Origin of the sequence: Bacteroides intestinalis DSM 17393, assembly GCF_000172175.1 — a bacterium.
In the GTDB taxonomy this organism is placed as follows: domain Bacteria; phylum Bacteroidota; class Bacteroidia; order Bacteroidales; family Bacteroidaceae; genus Bacteroides; species Bacteroides intestinalis.
The window spans coordinates 429375-448514 of sequence record NZ_ABJL02000008.1 but is presented as its reverse complement, the minus strand read 5'-3'; the positions used below and the strand labels follow the sequence as shown (position 1 = coordinate 448514).

General features: G+C 40.0%; 17 protein-coding genes and 1 tRNA gene. 11 read left to right on the top strand and 7 right to left on the bottom strand.

The window, feature by feature from the left end; genetic code table 11:
• Window positions 1-83: 83 nt before the first annotated feature.
• Together BACINT_RS11330 and yihA are read right to left on the bottom strand one after the other, a co-directional pair.
• Complete coding sequence (locus BACINT_RS11330) at window positions 84-686, bottom strand: DUF4923 family protein (RefSeq protein WP_007663117.1); 603 nt, start codon at window positions 684-686, stop codon at window positions 84-86.
• 12 nt (window positions 687-698) lie between these two features.
• Window positions 699-1304, bottom strand: coding sequence for a ribosome biogenesis GTP-binding protein YihA/YsxC (gene yihA / locus BACINT_RS11325; protein ID WP_007663115.1), 606 nt, complete (start codon window positions 1302-1304; stop codon window positions 699-701).
• Between the two features lie 376 nt (window positions 1305-1680).
• On the opposite strand from yihA, the gene recR reads away from it, so the two are divergent.
• Genes recR through BACINT_RS11305 form a run of 4 tightly spaced genes read left to right on the top strand, consistent with a single transcriptional unit; the run spans window position 1681 to window position 4522 of the window.
• Window positions 1681-2298, top strand: a complete 618-nt coding sequence (recR, locus tag BACINT_RS11320; RefSeq protein ID WP_007663114.1) for a recombination mediator RecR — start codon at window positions 1681-1683, stop codon at window positions 2296-2298.
• A gap of 26 nt (window positions 2299-2324) precedes the next feature.
• On the top strand, window positions 2325-2783 hold the full coding sequence (locus tag BACINT_RS11315; RefSeq protein WP_007663113.1) for a hypothetical protein: 459 nt from the start codon (window positions 2325-2327) through the stop codon (window positions 2781-2783).
• Window positions 2780-3988, top strand: a complete 1209-nt coding sequence (locus tag BACINT_RS11310) for a glycosyltransferase family 2 protein (RefSeq protein ID WP_007663110.1) — start codon at window positions 2780-2782, stop codon at window positions 3986-3988. Before BACINT_RS11315 ends, BACINT_RS11310 begins: the two co-directional genes overlap by 4 nt.
• Window positions 3989-4522 carry a GNAT family N-acetyltransferase gene (locus BACINT_RS11305; RefSeq protein WP_007663107.1) on the top strand — a complete coding sequence of 178 codons (534 nt, stop codon included), beginning with the start codon at window positions 3989-3991 and terminating at the stop codon, window positions 4520-4522.
• On the opposite strand, the gene BACINT_RS11300 is transcribed toward BACINT_RS11305, so the two are convergent.
• Window positions 4519-5112: a YqgE/AlgH family protein gene (locus tag BACINT_RS11300; protein ID WP_044155213.1), complete on the bottom strand. Its 594-nt coding sequence runs from the start codon at window positions 5110-5112 to the stop codon at window positions 4519-4521. The two genes, BACINT_RS11305 and BACINT_RS11300, sit on opposite strands and share 4 nt — an antisense overlap.
• Window positions 5113-5365: 253 nt before the next feature.
• On the opposite strand from BACINT_RS11300, the gene BACINT_RS11295 reads away from it, so the two are divergent.
• Window positions 5366-8365 (top strand): SusC/RagA family TonB-linked outer membrane protein, encoded by a 3000-nt coding sequence (locus tag BACINT_RS11295; protein ID WP_007663102.1) that lies wholly within the window; start codon window positions 5366-5368, stop codon window positions 8363-8365.
• A gap of 20 nt (window positions 8366-8385) precedes the next feature.
• Window positions 8386-9966: a SusD/RagB family nutrient-binding outer membrane lipoprotein gene (locus tag BACINT_RS11290; protein ID WP_044155212.1), complete on the top strand. Its 1581-nt coding sequence runs from the start codon at window positions 8386-8388 to the stop codon at window positions 9964-9966.
• Between the two features lie 19 nt (window positions 9967-9985).
• Here BACINT_RS11290 and BACINT_RS11285 read toward each other — a convergent pair whose 3' ends face one another.
• Window positions 9986-11302: an aminotransferase class I/II-fold pyridoxal phosphate-dependent enzyme gene (locus BACINT_RS11285; RefSeq protein WP_007663088.1), complete on the bottom strand. Its 1317-nt coding sequence runs from the start codon at window positions 11300-11302 to the stop codon at window positions 9986-9988.
• A 196-nt stretch (window positions 11303-11498) separates the two neighbouring features.
• On the opposite strand from BACINT_RS11285, the gene BACINT_RS11280 reads away from it, so the two are divergent.
• The 5 genes from BACINT_RS11280 (at window position 11499) to istB (ending at window position 16056) form a co-directional block, all read left to right on the top strand.
• Window positions 11499-11572 (top strand) — tRNA-Asp (locus BACINT_RS11280).
• A 243-nt stretch (window positions 11573-11815) separates the two neighbouring features.
• Window positions 11816-13045 (top strand): site-specific integrase, encoded by a 1230-nt coding sequence (locus tag BACINT_RS11275; protein WP_007663082.1) that lies wholly within the window; start codon window positions 11816-11818, stop codon window positions 13043-13045.
• A 35-nt stretch (window positions 13046-13080) separates the two neighbouring features.
• A complete protein-coding gene (locus tag BACINT_RS11270) occupies window positions 13081-13590 on the top strand; it encodes a hypothetical protein (RefSeq protein WP_007663079.1) in 510 nt (169 codons plus the stop codon).
• Window positions 13591-13706: 116 nt separating this feature from the next.
• Complete coding sequence (gene istA, locus BACINT_RS11265) at window positions 13707-15287, top strand: IS21 family transposase (RefSeq protein ID WP_007663077.1); 1581 nt, start codon at window positions 13707-13709, stop codon at window positions 15285-15287.
• Window positions 15274-16056, top strand: coding sequence for an IS21-like element helper ATPase IstB (istB, locus tag BACINT_RS11260; protein ID WP_005824105.1), 783 nt, complete (start codon window positions 15274-15276; stop codon window positions 16054-16056). Before istA ends, istB begins: the two co-directional genes overlap by 14 nt.
• Window positions 16057-16189: 133 nt before the next feature.
• Here istB and BACINT_RS11255 read toward each other — a convergent pair whose 3' ends face one another.
• The 3 genes from BACINT_RS11255 to BACINT_RS11245 all read right to left on the bottom strand — a co-directional run bounded on the left by BACINT_RS11255 (window position 16190) and on the right by BACINT_RS11245 (window position 19139).
• On the bottom strand, window positions 16190-17164 hold the full coding sequence (locus BACINT_RS11255; protein ID WP_007663076.1) for a ketopantoate reductase family protein: 975 nt from the start codon (window positions 17162-17164) through the stop codon (window positions 16190-16192).
• Window positions 17165-17176: 12 nt separating this feature from the next.
• Window positions 17177-18004, bottom strand: coding sequence for a helix-turn-helix domain-containing protein (locus tag BACINT_RS11250; RefSeq protein ID WP_007663073.1), 828 nt, complete (start codon window positions 18002-18004; stop codon window positions 17177-17179).
• A gap of 298 nt (window positions 18005-18302) precedes the next feature.
• Complete coding sequence (locus BACINT_RS11245) at window positions 18303-19139, bottom strand: hypothetical protein (RefSeq protein ID WP_007663072.1); 837 nt, start codon at window positions 19137-19139, stop codon at window positions 18303-18305.
• Window position 19140: the final 1 nt, after the last annotated feature.

Sequence of the window (19140 nt, the reverse complement as noted above, 5' to 3'; positions counted from 1 at the left end):
ATTCTCATAATAATCTAAGAAATTAATAATTAAAAAGCCCCGTAAACAGTAAGTTTACGGGGCTTTTTAATTTCTGTATATTGTTATTCTTTCTTTTCGAGTGAGAACCCTAGCATCATGCCATCGTAGCTGTTTGCCAGAGAGCTGATTGTTTTTAGTGTTGCATTGCTGCTTTTGCTAGAAAGGAAAGTAATAAGCTTTAAAAGTTTATCAGATTCGAACAGCAAATCCATATTGCTTGATGTGCAATTGACTTTGGCATTCATGTTTATCAGTTTAACGAACTTCATGGCTACATGTTTTTCGGTAGCATCGTATGTATAGGTACCCTTCAAAGTTTTGGCTCCCAATTTGACGTTGAATGTACTGTCGGCCGCAAAGGTAAAGCTCATTTGTCCGGGTTTGATGCCTACTTTACTTAATTGCTCGTCGAGCTTGGCTTCTGCCGTAGTAGCGGCTACTGCACCACCGGCTTTCATTAATAAATTATCTGATTCAAATTCGATAGCAGAACCAGTATAGGACCATGTTCCTGTCATATCAACGGTATTTTTACCAGTAACGGCACTAACTACCTTTTCTACGTTTTCTTTATTGAATAAATCTTTTAGCGACTGTGCCTGACTATTGGCAGACACCAGAAGCAAAGTGACAATAAATGCCACTGAAAATACACTCTTTTTCATATAACTATTACTTTATTTGGTATTCAATTCTTTATTAATACTCTCTATATAATCTAATAACTCTTTTTTGCCCATTCTGTTCTCAGAAGAGGTCACAAAATATGGGGGAAGTTCTTCCCATTGCTCTTTTAGTTTTTTCAGATACTGCTGGATATTGCTGTTCAATCTGCCTCCTTTCAGCTTATCGCCTTTGGTAAAGACGATGGAGAAGGGGATTCCATGTTCGCCCAACCATCCCATGAATTCGATGTCGATGACTTGTGGATCGAGCCGTGAGTCGATAAGCACAAAGAGATTTGTCATCTGTTCACGTTCCAGAATATAATCTTCAATGATGCGCTGTATCTGTGATTTTCCTTTTTGTCCGCGTCTGGCGTAGCCGTAACCGGGCAGATCGACTATATACCAACTTTTATTAATAAGGAAGTGGTTGATAAGCATTGTTTTTCCCGGAGTGGCGGAAGTCATAGCAAGTCCTTTACGGCCTGTCATCATATTGATGAGGCTGGATTTCCCAACGTTGGAACGTCCGATAAAAGCATATTCGGGAAATATTCCGGGGGGACATTTTTTAACGTCTGTATTACTAATGACGAATTCGGCGCTTGTAATCTCCATTTTTCTTGTCAATTTTAGAAAGTTTCTTACTCTTTTTATCTGTGTGGAGAATGTTTTTAAAAAACTCTCCCAACGTTTTTAAAGAATATGGCGGACGTTTTTTAAAAACGTTGCCTTTATTCTTTAAAAACGTTATGCCCCCTTCCAGGAGCTACTTATGAGCGGTGGTACGTAAATGTTTACACTCCTTACAGGCTGTTTCTCTTTTTTTACGTGTGCAAAGGTAGCACTTATTTCAAAATTCCGTGTTCAGAATACGGAATTCTGATAATCTTTTGAGAAGATAAGCTGCATTTTGGCATAACTTTTTCATGCTTGCATGAAAGTTCTGTACTCAATTTGCATTATCTTTGTCGCCAATAGTTGATTTTTAAGTATGAATGGACAATTTTCCTCGATATTATTGGAGAAGGCAGTGAGTGAATTTGCCAAACTGCCCGGAGTGGGACGAAAGACGGCTATGCGCTTGGTGTTGCATCTTTTGAGACAGGATACGGCGGTAGTGGAGGCTTTTGGCAATGCCATTGTTACGCTGAAGCACGAAGTGAAATATTGTAAAGTCTGCCACAATATATCGGATACCGAGACTTGCCGTATCTGTGCTAATCCACAGCGAGATGATTCTACTGTGTGCGTTGTGGAAAATATCCGTGATGTCATGGCAGTGGAGGCTACACAGCAATTTCGTGGACTTTACCATGTGTTGGGTGGCGTCATTTCACCAATGGATGGGGTGGGACCAGGCGATTTACAAATAGAAAGCCTTGTGCAGCGTGTATCTGCAGGTGGAATAAAAGAAGTTATCCTGGCACTTAGTACCACAATGGAGGGTGATACAACCAATTTTTATATTTACCGTAAATTGGAGAAACTGGGTGTGAAGTTGAGTGTCATAGCCCGTGGTATTTCTGTTGGTGATGAACTGGAATATGCTGATGAGGTGACATTGGGACGTAGTATTGTGAATCGAACTCCTTTTTCCGGAACAAATTGAATTATTAATTATTAAGTTATTAGCACATGGAAAATCAAATAAAACACGTGGCAGCTCGTTTAAAAGTTATATTTATTAGCTTTTGGTTGCTGCCGGTTCTGTTAATAATAGTAGGTGAAACTGGTGGGGAATGGGTAGGCATGTACGCTGCTGATGTACGTGCTACTTATTTGGCTGAAACTTTGGTTATTTTGCTGGCAGCTATCTGTGTGCCTGTGTCCTTAAAATTATTTGCATGGGTGCTTACGCGCAAGATCGACAAGGTTAGTTTGCCCGAAGCCTTACATTTGTATTCTTTCTGGAGTAAAATTCGCATTATACTTTTAATGTTACCGGTGTTGGCGGGTTTTGCTGTTTATTATCTCATGTTGAGTAATAAAGGAATTCTTTGTGCTTTTATTGCTCTAACGGCTTCATTGTTTTGTTTGCCCGGTGAGGGACGCTTGCGTAAGGAATTGCATATTAATAAAGAAGAGGAAGCATGAAACTCTCCGTTGTCATAGTCAATTATAATGTTAAGTATTACCTGGAACAGTGTCTTTGTTCCTTATACAGGGCTATTGACAATCTTTCAGCCGAGATTCTGGTAGTGGATAATGCCTCTATGGACGATTCTGAAGCATATATCACTGAGCGTTTTCCGAATATCACCTATATCTATAATAAAGAAAATCTGGGCTTTGCCCGTGCCAATAACCAAGTAATTCGTGAGTCGAAAGGGGAGTATGTGCTACTGCTGAATCCTGACACTGTATTGTCGGAACAGACATTGGAAGAGGCAATACCTTTTATGGATGCTCATCCTGAAGCCGGGGCTGCCGGTGTGAAAATGATAACGCATGACGGACGCTTTTTGAGGGAATCTAAACGTGGATATCCTACTTTGGCGGCAACTTTTGGTAAATTGTCCGGTTTGGGACGATTGTTTCCACACTCTAAAAGTTTGGGTGGTTATTATTGTACTGCTTTGGATATGAATGGCGTTCATCAGGTGGAAGTACTGGCGGGTGCATTTATGTTGCTTCGTCGTTCAGCATTAGATAAGACCGGATTACTGGATGAAGATTTCTTCATGTATGGTGAGGATATTGACCTGTCTTGCCGGATAGAAGAAGCAGGATATAAAAATTATTATTTGCCCTGTCCGATATTGCATTATAAGGGAGAAAGTACATCGAAGGACACTTACCGTCATGTGCGTGTATTTTGTAAGGCAATGGATATTTTCTTTTGTAAACATGGCGAACGTTATGGTGTTATAGGATGTTGGCTGGTGCGTGCGGGTATTCATCTACAGATGTATGTTCGCTTGTTTGTACTTTTTGTGCAGCGTTTGTTTCGTTTTCCGGTAAAAGAGACAAAAATCTCTTTCCAGAAAGGACAACGTTTTCCTCGTTTTCTCATATTTGGCGAAGAAGCAACCATTCATAGCTTGCGCGTACTTTTAAAGCGTAACGGATTAGGTGGAAAGCATCACTTTGTTGTATCCAACGAAATGTCTGCTGTAGATGGTCATGGAAGTTCATTTATTTCACTGAAAGGTTTCACGCATGTAGTATATGATTGCCGTGCCTTTTCTTTTTCAGCTATTATTCGCTTGCTGTCCCATCATCACAAAATGGGATTGAGCCTTGGTATTTATAACCCGGAGAGTCGCGTATTGGTGACTCCTGATAAATGTTACATCTGAATGAAACATACCTATTTTATAAATGACCGTATTCGTCTTCGTGCTATGGAGCCAGAAGATCTGGAACTTATTTGTGAGATGGAAAATGATCCTCAACAGTGGGATATCAGCAACTTTACAGTACCCTATTCGCGCTATGTTATGAAGCAATACATGGAGAACTCACAATGTGATATGTTTGCTGATAAACAACTGCGTATGATGATTGTGCGTCTTGAAGACGGTCTGACAATTGGCACGGTTGATATAACAGACTTTTCTCCTATGCACGCGCGTGGAGAAGTGGGTATCGTGATCAGGAAAGAGTTTCGCGGAGCAGGCTATGCAAAGGATGCATTAACATTGCTTTGCGAATATGCTTTTGATTTTCTGCGTATGCGACAACTATTCGTTCACATCGCTACAGATAATGAAGCAAGTATGCGCCTGTTTACTTCATGTGGCTTTGTTTCTTGCGGATTATTAAAAGACTGGCTATGTATCGAGGGATGTTTCAAAGATGTTGCATTATTGCAGCGTATCCGGCATGATTAATTTAGTGTAGGAATTTGTGGAAAGCGTGACCATATTTCATACTTGCCTCCCAGCTGTCCCAATACATTTTTCCATAACTCTGCACTTCCTTTTTCATTCATAAGGGAGGCGATGCTTGTTGATCCTATCAGCCAGGTATTTTCTTCTATTTCCTGGCATAATTGATCATGTTCCCAACCGGAATAGCCCAGGAAGAAACGTATCTTTCCGTCGATATCATTACCTTGCAAAATATAACGGCGAATGGCATCGAAGTCTCCATTCAGATAAACTCCTTTTCCTATTTGCAACGAATCTTCCACATCTTTCAGAGTGTGAAGATAAAACAATGTGTCGGTGCTTAATGGGCCACCTTTATAGATCGGTATATTGCTTATATCCTTAAATTCTTTCAATACATCATTTAGGCTTAAAGGAAGTGGTTTATTGAGTACCAACCCCATTGTACCATCTGTAGAGTGGTCTACCAACAAAATAACGGAACGTCCAAACATCTCATCATAGAGAAAAGGCTCAGATATCAACACTTTGCCACGTGAGGGGACCACATGGTTTGTTTCTATTTTAAAGATGTCCGCATTAGTATCCATGCCCCTAATATACATACAAATCCTCGAAAAACAAATATTATTGTTCTTTTTTCACTGATAGATATTACTTATATGTTATATAACAGGTTTTAATTGAAAAAGAAATTGGTTACATTTGCAGATTGTTATTTCTTTATTGCAAATTATGAAACTTACTATCTATAGTTATATCTGTTTTTTATTTTTTAGTTATTTTTTCTTATACAGTAGTTCTTGTTATGCTTTTGTTGCAAACGACGTAGAAAGTCGTTTGATGGTAATCTTGGCACAGAAAACTCTTACAGGATGCGTTGTAGGTGAGGATGGTGTGCCCTTGGCGGGTGCTACAGTGTTAGAAATAGGTACTTCAAACGGTACGGTTACTGATATGGAGGGGAAGTTTAAATTGACTGTTGCAGACAATGCTATGTTGCGATTTTCTTTTATGGGATATAAAACGCAGGAGATAAGTGTGGGTGGAAAGACTTTCCTGAATATAACAATGGTAGAGGATGCTGTGGAACTGGATAAAATAGTTGTGACTGCATTGGGTATTGAGAAGAAAGAACACTCTCTTTCTTATGCCATGAGTCAGATAAAGAATGAAGAACTGACGAGGGTTAAAATGCCGAATTTGATAACATCGTTGACAGGTAAAGCTGCGGGTGTACAAATAAATCAGGTCTCATCAGGTTTGGGGGCTTCTGCGAAGGTAAGTATTCGTGGAATCCGTTCGGTGGCTGGTGAAAATCAACCTCTTTATGTAATTGACGGTGTTCCTATGCTGAATTCAAGTTCGGAACAAGCTTTCAGTGCCATAGGAGGGACAGCTAATGCAGGAAATCGCGATGGTGGTGATGGCATTTCAAATTTAAATTCAGAAGATATTGAAAGTATAAGTATCCTGAAGGGCGCTCCTGCTGCTGCACTCTATGGAAGCCAGGCAGGTAATGGTGTGATTTTGATTACAACCAAGAAAGGTAAATCACAGGGACAGCGTAGTATTTCATTCTCTACCAGTCTTATGTTTGATAAAGCTGTTTCTTTGCCTGAGATGCAAAACCGTTATGGAGTCAGTGAAATTATAGATAGTTGGGGTGAGCGACAAAATTTGCCAAAAAATGATAATCTGAAAGATTTCTTTTCTACGGGAATGGCTTCTATTACTTCTGTATCCTTGAGTCATGGTAACGAAAAATTGCAAAACTACTTCTCGTATGCCAATACTACCGGTAAAGGAATTATTGATAAAAACCGTTTGTCGAAACATAATCTTACTTTCAGAGAAACTTCTACTTTGTTTAACGATCGTCTGAGGTTAGATGGTAGTGTAAACCTGATGCGGCAAGTTACTAAGAATAAACCGACGGTGGGCGGATTTTATATGAATCCGTTAGTCGGTCTTTATCGCTTTCCTCGTGGAGAGGATCTGACCTATTACAAGGATAATTTCGAAGTATATGATGAGAGTAGAAATTTGAATATACAAAACTGGCATACTTCTTATGATGACTTTGAACAAAATCCTTATTGGATTGTGAATCGTATACAAAGTAAAGAAGTACGCTTGCATGCTATAGTATCCTTATCGGCAAGTTTCAAAGTAAATGATTGGTTGACAGTACAGACTCGTGGTAATGTTGATTGTATTAATGACAAACTTCGTCAGAAATTCTATGCTTCCACAGCTCCGGCTTTAGCAGGTACGAACGGACGTTACATAGAAATGGACTATCAGGATATCCAGTTTTATGGTGATCTGATGCTTATGATGAAGAAGCAATGGGGTGACTTCTCTGTGAACGGCGCGCTGGGTACGAGTCTCAATGACAAAACCACCAATTCTACTCGTTATGACTCTAAGACTGCTTCATTATATTATGCCAATGTTTTCAATCTGGCAAATATCATAATGAATGGTTCGGCTGCCCTTGATCAGAAGATAGATGCCCGTCGCCAGCTACAATCCTTGTTTGCCACTGTCCAGGTGGGATACAAAGAAAGCGCTTATATTGATTTGACTGCCCGTAATGACTGGGCATCCACTCTTTCACATACCAAACATGAGAAACGGGGATATCTTTATCCTTCTATCGGAACATCGCTGATCTTGAGTCGCTTGTTTACATTGCCGGAATGGGTGTCATACGCTAAGGTACGTGGAGCTTATAGTATGGTAGGCAATGATATTCCTCCATTCATGACATATCCTCTGTCTCATATAACTGCCGGTGGTGAGTATTTGGCAAATGATGCAGCTCCTTTTAAAGAGATGGAACCGGAAATGAATTATTCGTGGGAGGCTGGTGCTGAGGCGCGTTTTTTGAATAGTCGCATTGGTTTTAATCTTACTTTTTATAAAACGAATACTCGTAACCAATTCTTTAAATTACCTACATTGGCGGGTGATAAGTATGCTTATCGGTATGTCAATGCTGGTAATATTCTGAACCGTGGCTGGGAAATAGCATTGGATGCAACACCAGTGTTGACGAAAGATTTCATGTGGAGTACCACTCTTAATTTTGCAACTAATAAGAATAAGATTGTCGCTTTGCATGAAGAATTGAAAGAGTTTGTTTATGGACCTACCAGCTTCTCTTCCAGTTATGCCATGAAGTTGGTGAAAGGTGGTTCTATCGGTGATATTTATGGAAAAGCTTTTGTTCGGGATGCTTCAGGTAATATTGTGTATGAGACGGAAGGAAGTAATGCCGGATTACCTAAAATAGAAGGTGATGGGAACACGGTAAAGGTAGGTAACTCTAATCCGAAGTTCCAGATGGGATGGAATCATACACTTTCTTATAAAGACATCTCGCTTTATTTCCTGGTAGATTGCCGTTATGGAGGGAAAGTACTTTCACAAACGCAGGCAGATATGGACTTGTATGGTGTATCGGAAGTTACAGCGCAAGCTCGCGATGAAGGCTATGTAATGCTCGAAGGACATCGGATAGATAATGTAAAGGGATTTTATAAGATAGTTGGTGGACGTGCGGGAACAACGGAATACTATATGTATGACGCTACAAATATCCGGTTGAGAGAACTTTCGTTGTCATATCAGTTACCTGCCTCCTGGATGGAGAAATCTAAGGTTTTGAAGAAAGTACAACTGTCATTTATAGCCCGTAATTTGTTCTTCTTTTATAAGAAGGCTCCTTTTGATCCTGATTTGGTATTGTCTACCGGCAATGACAATCAAGGTATTGATGTGTATGGAATGCCTACGACGCGTAGTTGGGGCTTTTCATTGAAGTGTGAATTTTAATGGATGAGGAGAAAAGTGGAATGAAAAGATATAGTTGGATATTCGGGGGACTGCTATTATTAGCTTCGTGTACAGGTGACTTTAAAGACATCAATACGGATTTGTCCGGAGTAACGGATGAAGATTTGCAGATTGATTACAATGAACATGGTATTCGTTTAGGCATTATCCAGCAAGGTATTTACTTTAATTATGATTATGGAAAAGGTAAGAACTGGCCTTTTCAGTTGACACAGAATCTGAATGCCGATATGTTCAGTGGATATATGCATGATGGTAAACCGCTGAATGGAGGAAGTCATAATTCGGACTATAATTTGCAGGATGGTTGGAATAGTGCTATGTGGGGACATACTTATTCGTATATTTTTCCGCAGATATACCAGTCGGAAAATGCAACTCGTGACAAGCATTCCGGCTTTTTCGGAATAACAAAGATTCTGAAAGTTGAAGTGATGCATCGCGTTACGGATTATTATGGTTCTATTGTGTATACACACTTTGCCGATCCTGATGCAGAATATGCTCCCGATACACAGGAAGCTGTATACAAAGAATTCTTTTGTGAGTTAGATACGGCTGTGACAGTTCTTACCGATTATGTTGAGTCGAATCCGGAAGCTGCTGAGTTCTCCCGTTTTGATATATTGATGGATGGTAAATATACTTCGTGGATTAAGTTTGCCAATTCATTGAGAATGAGACTTGCCATGCGTATTGCATTGGCGGATAAGGAAAAATCACGTTCAGAGTTCCTCAAAGCATTTAATAATGAATATGGAGTGTTGGAAGCAGAAAATGAACTGGTAGCTGTCTCAACTCAAAGTGGATATACCAATCCGCTGGGTGAACTTAATCTGGTGTGGAATGAGACTTATATGAGTGCTCCTATGGAATCTATTATGAACGGTTACGAAGATCCCCGGAAAGCTGTTTATTTTGCTACTTGTCAGGATAAGGCATATACGGGACAATATCGTGGTATCCGGCAGGGGACCTGTTTCTCTCATACCTCTTACCTTGGTTTATCTAAATTGCAAACCACTCAAAAGACAGATGCTATTCTTATGACTGCAGCTGAGGTTTGGTTCTTGCGAGCAGAAGCTGCTTTACGGGACTGGACAAGTGAAAATGCCGGTACCTGTTACGAGAGAGGGGTTACTGCATCTTTGCGTCAACATGGTATATCGCAAACGGCAGATTATTTGAATAGTGATAAATTGGCTGCTGATTTTGTGGATACATATGATACTGAAAATAATATAAAGGCACGTTGTACAGTGTCTCCAAAGTGGATTGAAACAGCTGACCGGGATACAAAATTAGAAAAGATTATTACTCAAAAGTGGTTGGCGATGTTTCCAGAAGGATGTGAAGCTTGGGCGGAACAGCGTAGAACAGGATACCCACGTCTTTTTCCCGTACGCTTCAACCACAGTAAGGACGGTTGCGTCGATACGGAAATCATGATACGCCGGTTAAATTTTCCCGGAGGCTTACAAACGGAGAATCCAGAGCAGTATCGTGCATTAGTCAATGCTTTGGGTGGGGATGATAATGCCGGTACTCGTTTGTGGTGGGATACCGGCACTAACTGGTAAATTTATTTTTTCTATTTACTTATTTCACCGGATGGTTTTCTGCAAAGATGGCCATCCGTTCTTCTAATTGCGCGTATTGATGATCCTGAATGAAAGAAGTACAAGCGCGTAAACCTTCCTGGTGGCTACCTGTTGTAATCAGTGATATGGCACTGACACCATAATACATCAATTCTTTAGCAAGTTCCCCACTGGTCATACCCGGATAGCCAATGGTAAAGTAGAAACCATCGGCAACTGGATTACCCAAATCATTGTCATATACCAAATGGAAACCATGACGAAGGAAAATTTCTTTTAATTTGTGTGCACGTTCACCATATATCTTTACCTCATCAAGGAAGTTGTATTGCCCTTCGTTAGCAGCTTTCAACATGGCAGCAAGTGCGTATTGTGCAGAGTGGCTGGTACCTGAAGAAAGAGCATAAAGTACCCGATGAATGAATACTGTACCAAATGTGCCACCTCCGTATCGTTTGGTGAGTCCAGGGTAGGAGCGATGGTACAATTTGTTTGAGATGCAGCTTACCCCGATGCGTTGTCCGGCATAACTGAATGCTTTAGAGCCGGAAATAAGCAATACATAATTGTCTGTATAATGTGCCACTGATGGTTGGTAAGGTGGTTGGAATGGTTTGCTCAAATCCTGGCGGAAGTCCATTGCAAAGTAAGCCAGATCTTCCAGGACAATTACATCATACTTCGTGGCAAGTTCTCCGATAATATGCAGTTCTTCTTCCTTTAAACATATCCAACTGGGATTGTTAGGGTTTGAGTAAACAATAGCAAAAATATTGCCTTTCTCAAGATAACTTTCCAGCTTTTCTTTTAGTTTGTCACCACGGAAGTCATATACATCAAAGGTTTCAAACTTTTGTCCCATGACCACCAACTGTTGTTTTTGCACAGGAAATCCCGGGTCGATAAACAATATCGTATCTTTCTTTTCATCACATTGACTGCAAGTGAGGAATGAGGCGAAAGTGCCTTGCATAGAACCGGTCACTGGTACACACCCTTCGGGCTTTAAATCTACATTAATGAAAGCTTTGATAAAACGTGAAGCTTCTTCTTTCAGGGCAGATAATCCGTTGATGTCGGGGTAGAGACTGGCAATTCCTCTTTGTAATGCTTCAATTTCAGCTTTTACACCTACTGCCGAAGGAGGCAGACCTGGTACACCCATTTCCATTTTTATGAATTCTATACCTGACTCAACTTCTGCTTTGGCAGCAATTGCTTTTACTTCGCGGATAGTAGCCTTTCCAAAGTCGGCAATTTGAAATGCTTCGATGGTTTCGTCTATCAACTTACGTTCAATAGGAGTATTTCTCATGATTTTTCTCGCTTTTGGTTCATTTTGATTTGTTATTCGATTTTTTTTTCGTCAGACAAAGGTAATATAAATATCTTATAATCAAGCTTAGTTTAAAAAAGATGAAAAATATTTCTTTCAAGCTATTGCAGGTTTCAAAGAAATGCCTACCTTTGCAACCGCAATCGAGAGAGATAGCAATTAAAAATGAAATTATGGTGCGTTAGTTCAGTTGGTTAGAATACATGCCTGTCACGCATGGGGTCACGGGTTCGAGTCCCGTACGCACCGCGAAAGTAAATAGCAAATTAAAGCAAAGCTCTGAAATTCAAGGATTTCAGAGCTTTTTCTTTTTCTCCGCTTCGGCAAAAAATAGTGGTTTTAAGCAGTTCTCACGTGGCTTATTCGTGGGACTTTTTGAAAGCTGTTTTTGCTCCCACGAATTGACGCATTTGTCTTTGATTGTCAGCTTTTTGCGTAGCTGGTTTTTGAGTGTAGCAAACTAATTTTGTACCACTTAAAAAACAAAGAATTATGGGAGCAGTGAAAAGAAACACACTAAGCGTATTGTTCATCATCAAGAAAGCGAAACTTCTGAAAAACGGTGAAGCTCCTATCTGTATGCGCATCACCGTAAACAAGCGAGTAGCCGAAGTTATGATTAAACGGAGCATTCCCATCGATTTATGGAATCAGAAAAAGGAATGTTCCAAAGGAAAAGACCGTGTAGCCGCAGAATTAAACCACTATATCAATACGGTTCGTGCCAAAGTATTGCAGATACACCGTGAACTGGAAATAGACAACAAACCGATAACAGCCGATATAATAAAGGATTGTTTCTACGGACGGGATAAGGTACAGCGCAGCTTGCTGGAAGTGTATGCAGAGCATAACGAAAAATGTCGTGCCCTGATTGGCAAAGAATATACGGAAAGCACAGTTACCAAGTTTGATACTTCCATAAACCGCCTGAAAGAATATATTCGCAGTAATTACCACCGTGATGATATAATGTTGGCAGAACTGGATGGACAGTTTATCCGTGACTTTGATTTTTGGCTGAAAACGGACAAGCATTGCCAAAATAACTCCGCATTGAAACATTTGAAGAACTTGAAAAAGGTTATCCGCATTGCTTTAGCTAACGATTGGATAAAGAAAGACCCGTTTTACGGCATCCACTTCAAGCAGGATGAAGTAAATGTAGAGTTTCTTTCACGTGAAGAACTGGATATTTTGATGAACAAAGAATTTACTATCAAACGATTGGAGCAGGTAAGAGATGTTTTTGTCTTTTGTTGTTTTACCGCGCTCGCTTTCGTGGATGTGCAGCAATTAAGCCGTGAACACCTGATAAAAGACAATAACGGTGCTTTGTGGATACGCAAGGCACGACAGAAAACTAATCAGATGTGTAATGTTCCCGTCTTATCTATTCCTCAAAGGATATTGAGAAAATATGAAGATAATGCAGAGTGCATAAAAAAAGGAGTACTTTTGCCTGTAATCAGTAATCAGCGCATGAACGCCTATTTAAAAGAAATTGCTGATGTATGCGGCATAGCCAAACGGCTGACCACGCATGTTGCAAGACATACGGCGGCTACTGTTGTTTTTCTTGCCAATGATGTATCAATGGAAAATGTGTCTAAAATCTTGGGACATTCCAATATCAGAATGACACAGCATTATGCAAAAGTTTTGGATAGTTCTATTATGCGTGATATGGCAAATGTAGAGAGAAATTTTATAGGAAAATAGTTTTTAATTATTAACTTTGTCTCAAAAGAAATAATATGAAGTGTTTTGTTATAATGCCTATATCTGATACAGACGATTATCCAAGTGGACATTTTAATAGAGTTTATCTGCATCTTCTTAGACCTGCAATTGAAAAGGCAGGATTTGAAGCAACAAGAGCAGATGAAATTCAGGAGACTAATTTTATAGTATTAGATATAGTTCAGCATCTTTTGAGTGCTGAAATGTGTATCTGTGATTTGAGTTCTAAAAATCCAAATGTGTTATATGAATTAGGCATAAGGCAGGCTTTTAACTTACCTGTTTGTTTAATTAAGGATGATTTAACAAGTCGTATTTTTGATATACAAGGATTTAGGGATTGTGAATATTCTAGTTCACTAAGAATAGATGAAGTTCAAAACGAAATAGATATTATAGCTGCTAATATAAAATCAACATATTCTACTAAAGAAACAAATATTAATTCTTTAGTATCTTTATTAGGTGGAAAATCCAGTGTAAGCTGCCCCCTAAAACCAAGCGATTCTGCCCCCTTGTGCTAAAATAATCCTACCCCCTTGATTCCAATATAAAAATACCCCTGCTTAGCAATGCCCGGCAGGGGATTTTTCGTAGATTTGATTCCCGTCTTGACCGGTGGGATAAAATCATTTCTACTATGACAACAAAGATAGCAAACATCCTCCAATGTTACGCATTGGGGATGGGGATAAAGCAGATAAGCAGGAGCTTTGAGCTTTCCCGCAACACGGTGCGCAGATATGTGCGCCTGTTTCAAGAGTGTGGTATACCGATAAAGGAGTTGGCCGCCATGCCTTCCGCTCGCATCCAGGAAATGTTCTCTGAAGGTGTTGGCCGTAACAGGGAACCGTCACAACGCCAGCTTGAGCTTGAGGCACTCCTTCCTGAGTATGCTGCCCGGCTTAGCCGCCGAGGCGTAACAGTGAAAACCCTGTACGAAGAGTACCGCGAGACCCATCCTGACGGATACAGACATGCCAGTTTCGGCAACTATCTCATGCGTTACCGTATGGTGACACATGTCGTAGGCCATGTCGAGCATTATGCCGGAGACCAGATGTATATCGACTTCGCCGGTGACAAACTGGAAGTCGTTGACAGTGAAAGCGGTGAATGTCGCAGCGTTGAAGTGTTCGTGGCCATACTTCCGTGCAGCCACTATACCTATTGTGAGGCGGTCTGGTCCCAGTCAAGGCAGGACTTGATTAAGGCGTGTGAGAACGCGCTTCATTTTTACGGCGGGGTTCCGATGGCGATCGTACCAGACAACCTCAAATCGGCGGTAACCCGCAGCGACCGTAACGAGCCGGTAATCAACGAGGAGTTTGCGGCATTTGCCGAACACTACGGATGTACCGTATACCCCACACGGGTACGTCATCCAAAGGACAAGGCCTTGGTGGAGAATGCCGTGAAGCTGCTTTACCGATCCGTCTACGCTGACATCGAGGGTCTTGTATTCCACTCGCTGGAGTCTCTGAATGCGGCCATATCCGAATCGCTCTCGGCCTTCAACGGACGCAGGATGAGCGGGCGTCCCCAGTCCAGACGGGAACAGTTCGAGCAGATTGAGTCCGACTGCCTCCGCCCGCTTCCCGCCATACGCCATCAGATGAAAGAGCGACGCTCCGCAACAGTAATGCGTAACGGCTATGTCACCTTCAGGCTTCACCATTACAGCGTACCGAAAGAGTATATAGGCAAACGTGTCGAGATTGTCTATGATGCGGACACGCTGGAAATATATCATGGCCTGCGTCTGGTGACCACACACCAGCGCGATGACACGCCATACTCCTATACGACCAAGGATGCCCACGGACTGCCCGGACGTCATGGAAGTTATGAAAAGGATCTGGAACAGATTTACGAACGGGCCGGCCAGACAGATAACGTCCTGCGGCTGTATCTGCGCAAGGTGGCGGAACTCAAGAAGTATCCTCCCGCGGCGTTCCGTTCATGCAGAGGCATCATGGCGTTGGAGAAGACCTTCGGGCTGGAACGGTTGGTGGCGGCAAGCGCATGCGCCACGCAACTGCGCCTATACGGATATCAGGAGATAAGGCGGATCCTTGAACGCGGGGATGATGCAGACTTCCTGTCAAAAGACGACATCGACGATGAGGTCCCCGTAACATCTATCCACAAAAACATCCGCGGAGCAGCCTACTTCGCACAATTAAAACATTTAAATAGAGACAACAATGGAAACAAATAATCTTACCGCACCGATAGCTGTCGAAAAAGACCGCAACACGTTGACAATCGAACTGATGAACCGTATGAAGCTGCACGGCATGGCCGCCGCCTTCACTGAAAGCCTGACCTCCACTATGGCAGAAACAATGACAATCGACTCTTTCCTGCACATGTTACTTGCCAGGGAATGGGACTACCGTGCCAATGCAGCCATCCAACGCCTTATACGCGGGGCGGCGTTCCGCTACAAGGCCTGCCTCGAGCAGATAGACTATGCAATCCCGCGTGGCCTTGACCGCAATCAGATGGAGCGGCTTGCATCGCTGGAGTTCATCCGCAAGGGACAGAACCTCTTCATCACAGGGTCATCCGGTACCGGGAAGAGCTTCCTTGCCACAGCAATGGGGTATGAAGCCTGCAAGAAGGGCATACGGACATATTATGCGAATGCTCCGAAACTTATGGGTACGCTTAAGGTGGCAAAAGTAAAAGGCACACTGGAATCGGAACTCAAGAGAATCGAACGGAGCACGCTGCTCATATTGGATGACCTCTTCCTTGTGAACCTTGATGCCAAGGAACGCCCCATCCTGCTCGATATAATAGAGGACCGACATGGGCGCAAGTCCATCATCATCACCTCGCAACTGCCAACGGACAATTGGTATGATGCAATCGGAGACCCTACAGTAGCAGATGCCATTATGGATCGTATTATACATACGGCGCACCGGATTGAGCTGACAGGAGAAAGTGTCCGTAAAATGGCTGCATACAGAGGGAAATAAACTAAAATAATAATAACCCCATCGGTCAAGACTTTTTAAGGGGGCATTGTTGAATGTTTTAAGGGGGTAGAATCGCTTGGTTTTAGGGGGCAGCTTACACTGGATTTTCCAGCTATCGAATTGATAGCTTTATTCACTTACTTTTATTAGTTTGGTTAGAAGATATATAACTTTTTAATTGTGCCAGATTAGGAGTTGTAACAGCATATTTTATACCACTATCTATTATATCATCTATCATTTGCCTTATTTCAACAGGAGAATGATTTATATGTCCATCAAACATAAGTTGCAGAGCATCATTACCATAAATTTTCTTAGCTATTGGCACACTGATAAATAAAGGTAAAAGATATAATCTATTTGCTTTTTCTGTTTTAGGATTGATACCCATTCTTTTACAAATAGCTAAGCCTTCCCGAATAGCTTTCATTGTAATTTTAATAATAGCTGTATTCTCTATAAATTTAGAGGCACTTCCGGCACTCATTATTCCCGCTGAAAGACCGGCAGCAACAGCATAATGTGTGATTAGCCATACTAATATTTGATTAGAAATGACAGGCTTTAAGTTTGCTTTATCCAGTATTATAAAAAGTTTTTCTACTTGTGGAGTTATCCGCCCGTCTTTTTCACCTAACGGAGTATTGGAATATTTTAGACCTGAAATAGCACAATGTATGCTTTTATCTTCTTTTCCACCCCCGACCATGAAGGGAAAGGCAAAAAAGTATTGTTCAGGTTTTAGATATTTATCTATTTCAGTAAAAACATTCCAGTTATTTTGGAAAAATACAACATTTGCTTTTCCTGCTGACTTTGAAAGACTTGGTAATATAGTTGATAATTGCAATTTATTGGTGGAGACAATAATGTATTCAAAATCATTGTTTGACGAAAGTTCGTCTATTACTGTAGGCTTAAAGATTATATCTGTATCTTTTCTTGTTTTCTCTCTAAAGTCAGAACAGATAATGCGAATACCATCTTTTTGTACAAGTTCTTTTTGCTCCTTACGCACCAATACAGCAACGTCACATCCTGCTTTGGATAATTGCCAGCCATAAGTACAACCCACTACGCCAGCACCGTATATCAATATTTTCATAAAGCGATGTTATTAAGTTTTTTTGTCATTGATAAATACAGAGTTGAATACCGATAGGTTTTCGGTATAAGTATCACAAATTTCAAGTAGTTGTTTAGGGGTATAGCCCGTGAACATATTAAACTCTTTTATTAAATGTGATTTATCATAATATCCACAATCATAAGCAACTTTACTTATGCTGATTTGTGGAGTTGATTGCAAAATATGGAATGTCTTCCTAAATCGTGTGATTTGGATAAAATCTTTTGGATTTAGTCCTACATATTCAGCGAATATCCGTTTAAATTGCTTATATCCTAAACAAGCCGTTTGAGATAAAACGGATATATTCCCTTCTCCTTCATTGATATTTTGAACAGTAGTTATAATCCTATTGGCGTTGCATGGAATATTTTTGCATAATCTATTTAATAAATATTCTTCTATCAATCTGACTATTTGATAATTATCTGATGTTTCATTTATTTTCTCTTCCAATTCTACTAAACAGGTGTTATCTAACAAATCAATACCTATATTCTGATTAGTAAACTCTTCCATAGGATATGGAAAAAACATCCTGCATCCGATAGGCTGGAATAAAATAATGACCATATCCAAGAAAGAAAATTCTATGTCTGAATAAGTACTGATTTGCCCGCTTATATAGGATTGTGGTTGCGTTCCCTTATGAAAAGAAGAAATAATTTTGTTTCCTTTATGAAAAACAATTCCTACACAACCTGCTGGGATAGAACGTTGAAAGCCTTGCTTTACATCATCTATCCTTAAAAACCAATATTGCTTTATATAAGGAGCAAGCAATTTAGTAGGTTGTATTACTTGAATTTTCTCCATTTTGCCTTAATTATCAGGCAAAAGTAAGATTTCTTAGATTGATAATAGGTGTAAAAAAGGGACATTCTAATAAAAAAGTAATAAATGTGATAGGACTAAAGCTTAGTCTATGTTCTTCATAGGGTTATTAAAAGCAAAATAGTAAAAAGCAATTCCTTGCCATCTTAAAAAAATATTTTTCAACAATCTTCTTTTCAGCAAAATGTATTATATCGAATCGTATTTACGAAAGTAAGTTTATACTATGGTCTTTTGTTCTTATATCTAAAAGCTTTTATTTAATATAACTAAGTTTGTATTAGTCCATTTTAAAGGTCAAAGCCAATTGCGGATTCTTCGGTGGATAAAATGTTCCAATAATAATAAAAGGATTAGTACCTACATTATGAAATTTCTTGGTTGTTCCTAAGAAAAAATATATATCTTTTTTACACCATTCTGTGAAATATTTCTCTTTCACTTTTTCACATGCGACTTGTTCATTTCCATTAGCAGCAGCAAGGCAATTCCAATAAAGCATCCCTAATTCCCAATCTTCAATCATGAGTTTTCGTTCTTTACCATCTTCTGATATAAACTTATATGAGAACTCATAAGGCAATTTTTTAGCTACTTTGAATATTCTTTTAGTTTCTTCTACATCAAATAAACTATGTTGGGCTTGATTGGCATATACAACATCTAATTTCTGCTTATTCCATTCTCTTGTAGATTCTTCCCAAACAAAATCAATAATTCTTTGAGGTTTAAATACGGCTAATGATGTTCCTATTTGAGGATTTTTGGCTTCTTCAATAAGCTCAGCCATATTATAACGGATATGTTTTAAAACAATAGACTTTCTTTTTGCCCAGCCATTTTTTGTACCAATTTCTCCTACTATTTTTATTTCATTATCTATATTTGCAGGACGAAAACTTTCTTTCCTAAAATCACTGGTGTTTTTAACCAAATCAAGTTCTATCCACTGCCATTTACTATATCTCTTATCATAACTTAATTTACGAAAAGGAATAGGATATATTCTTATCCAAGTGCCATCTTCCAAGAAACCAGCAGTACAAACTAATTCATCGTATTTTTCCGATAAAGTAGGGTATGTTTTTACAGCAATTAGAACTCGAGTTGTAGGCATG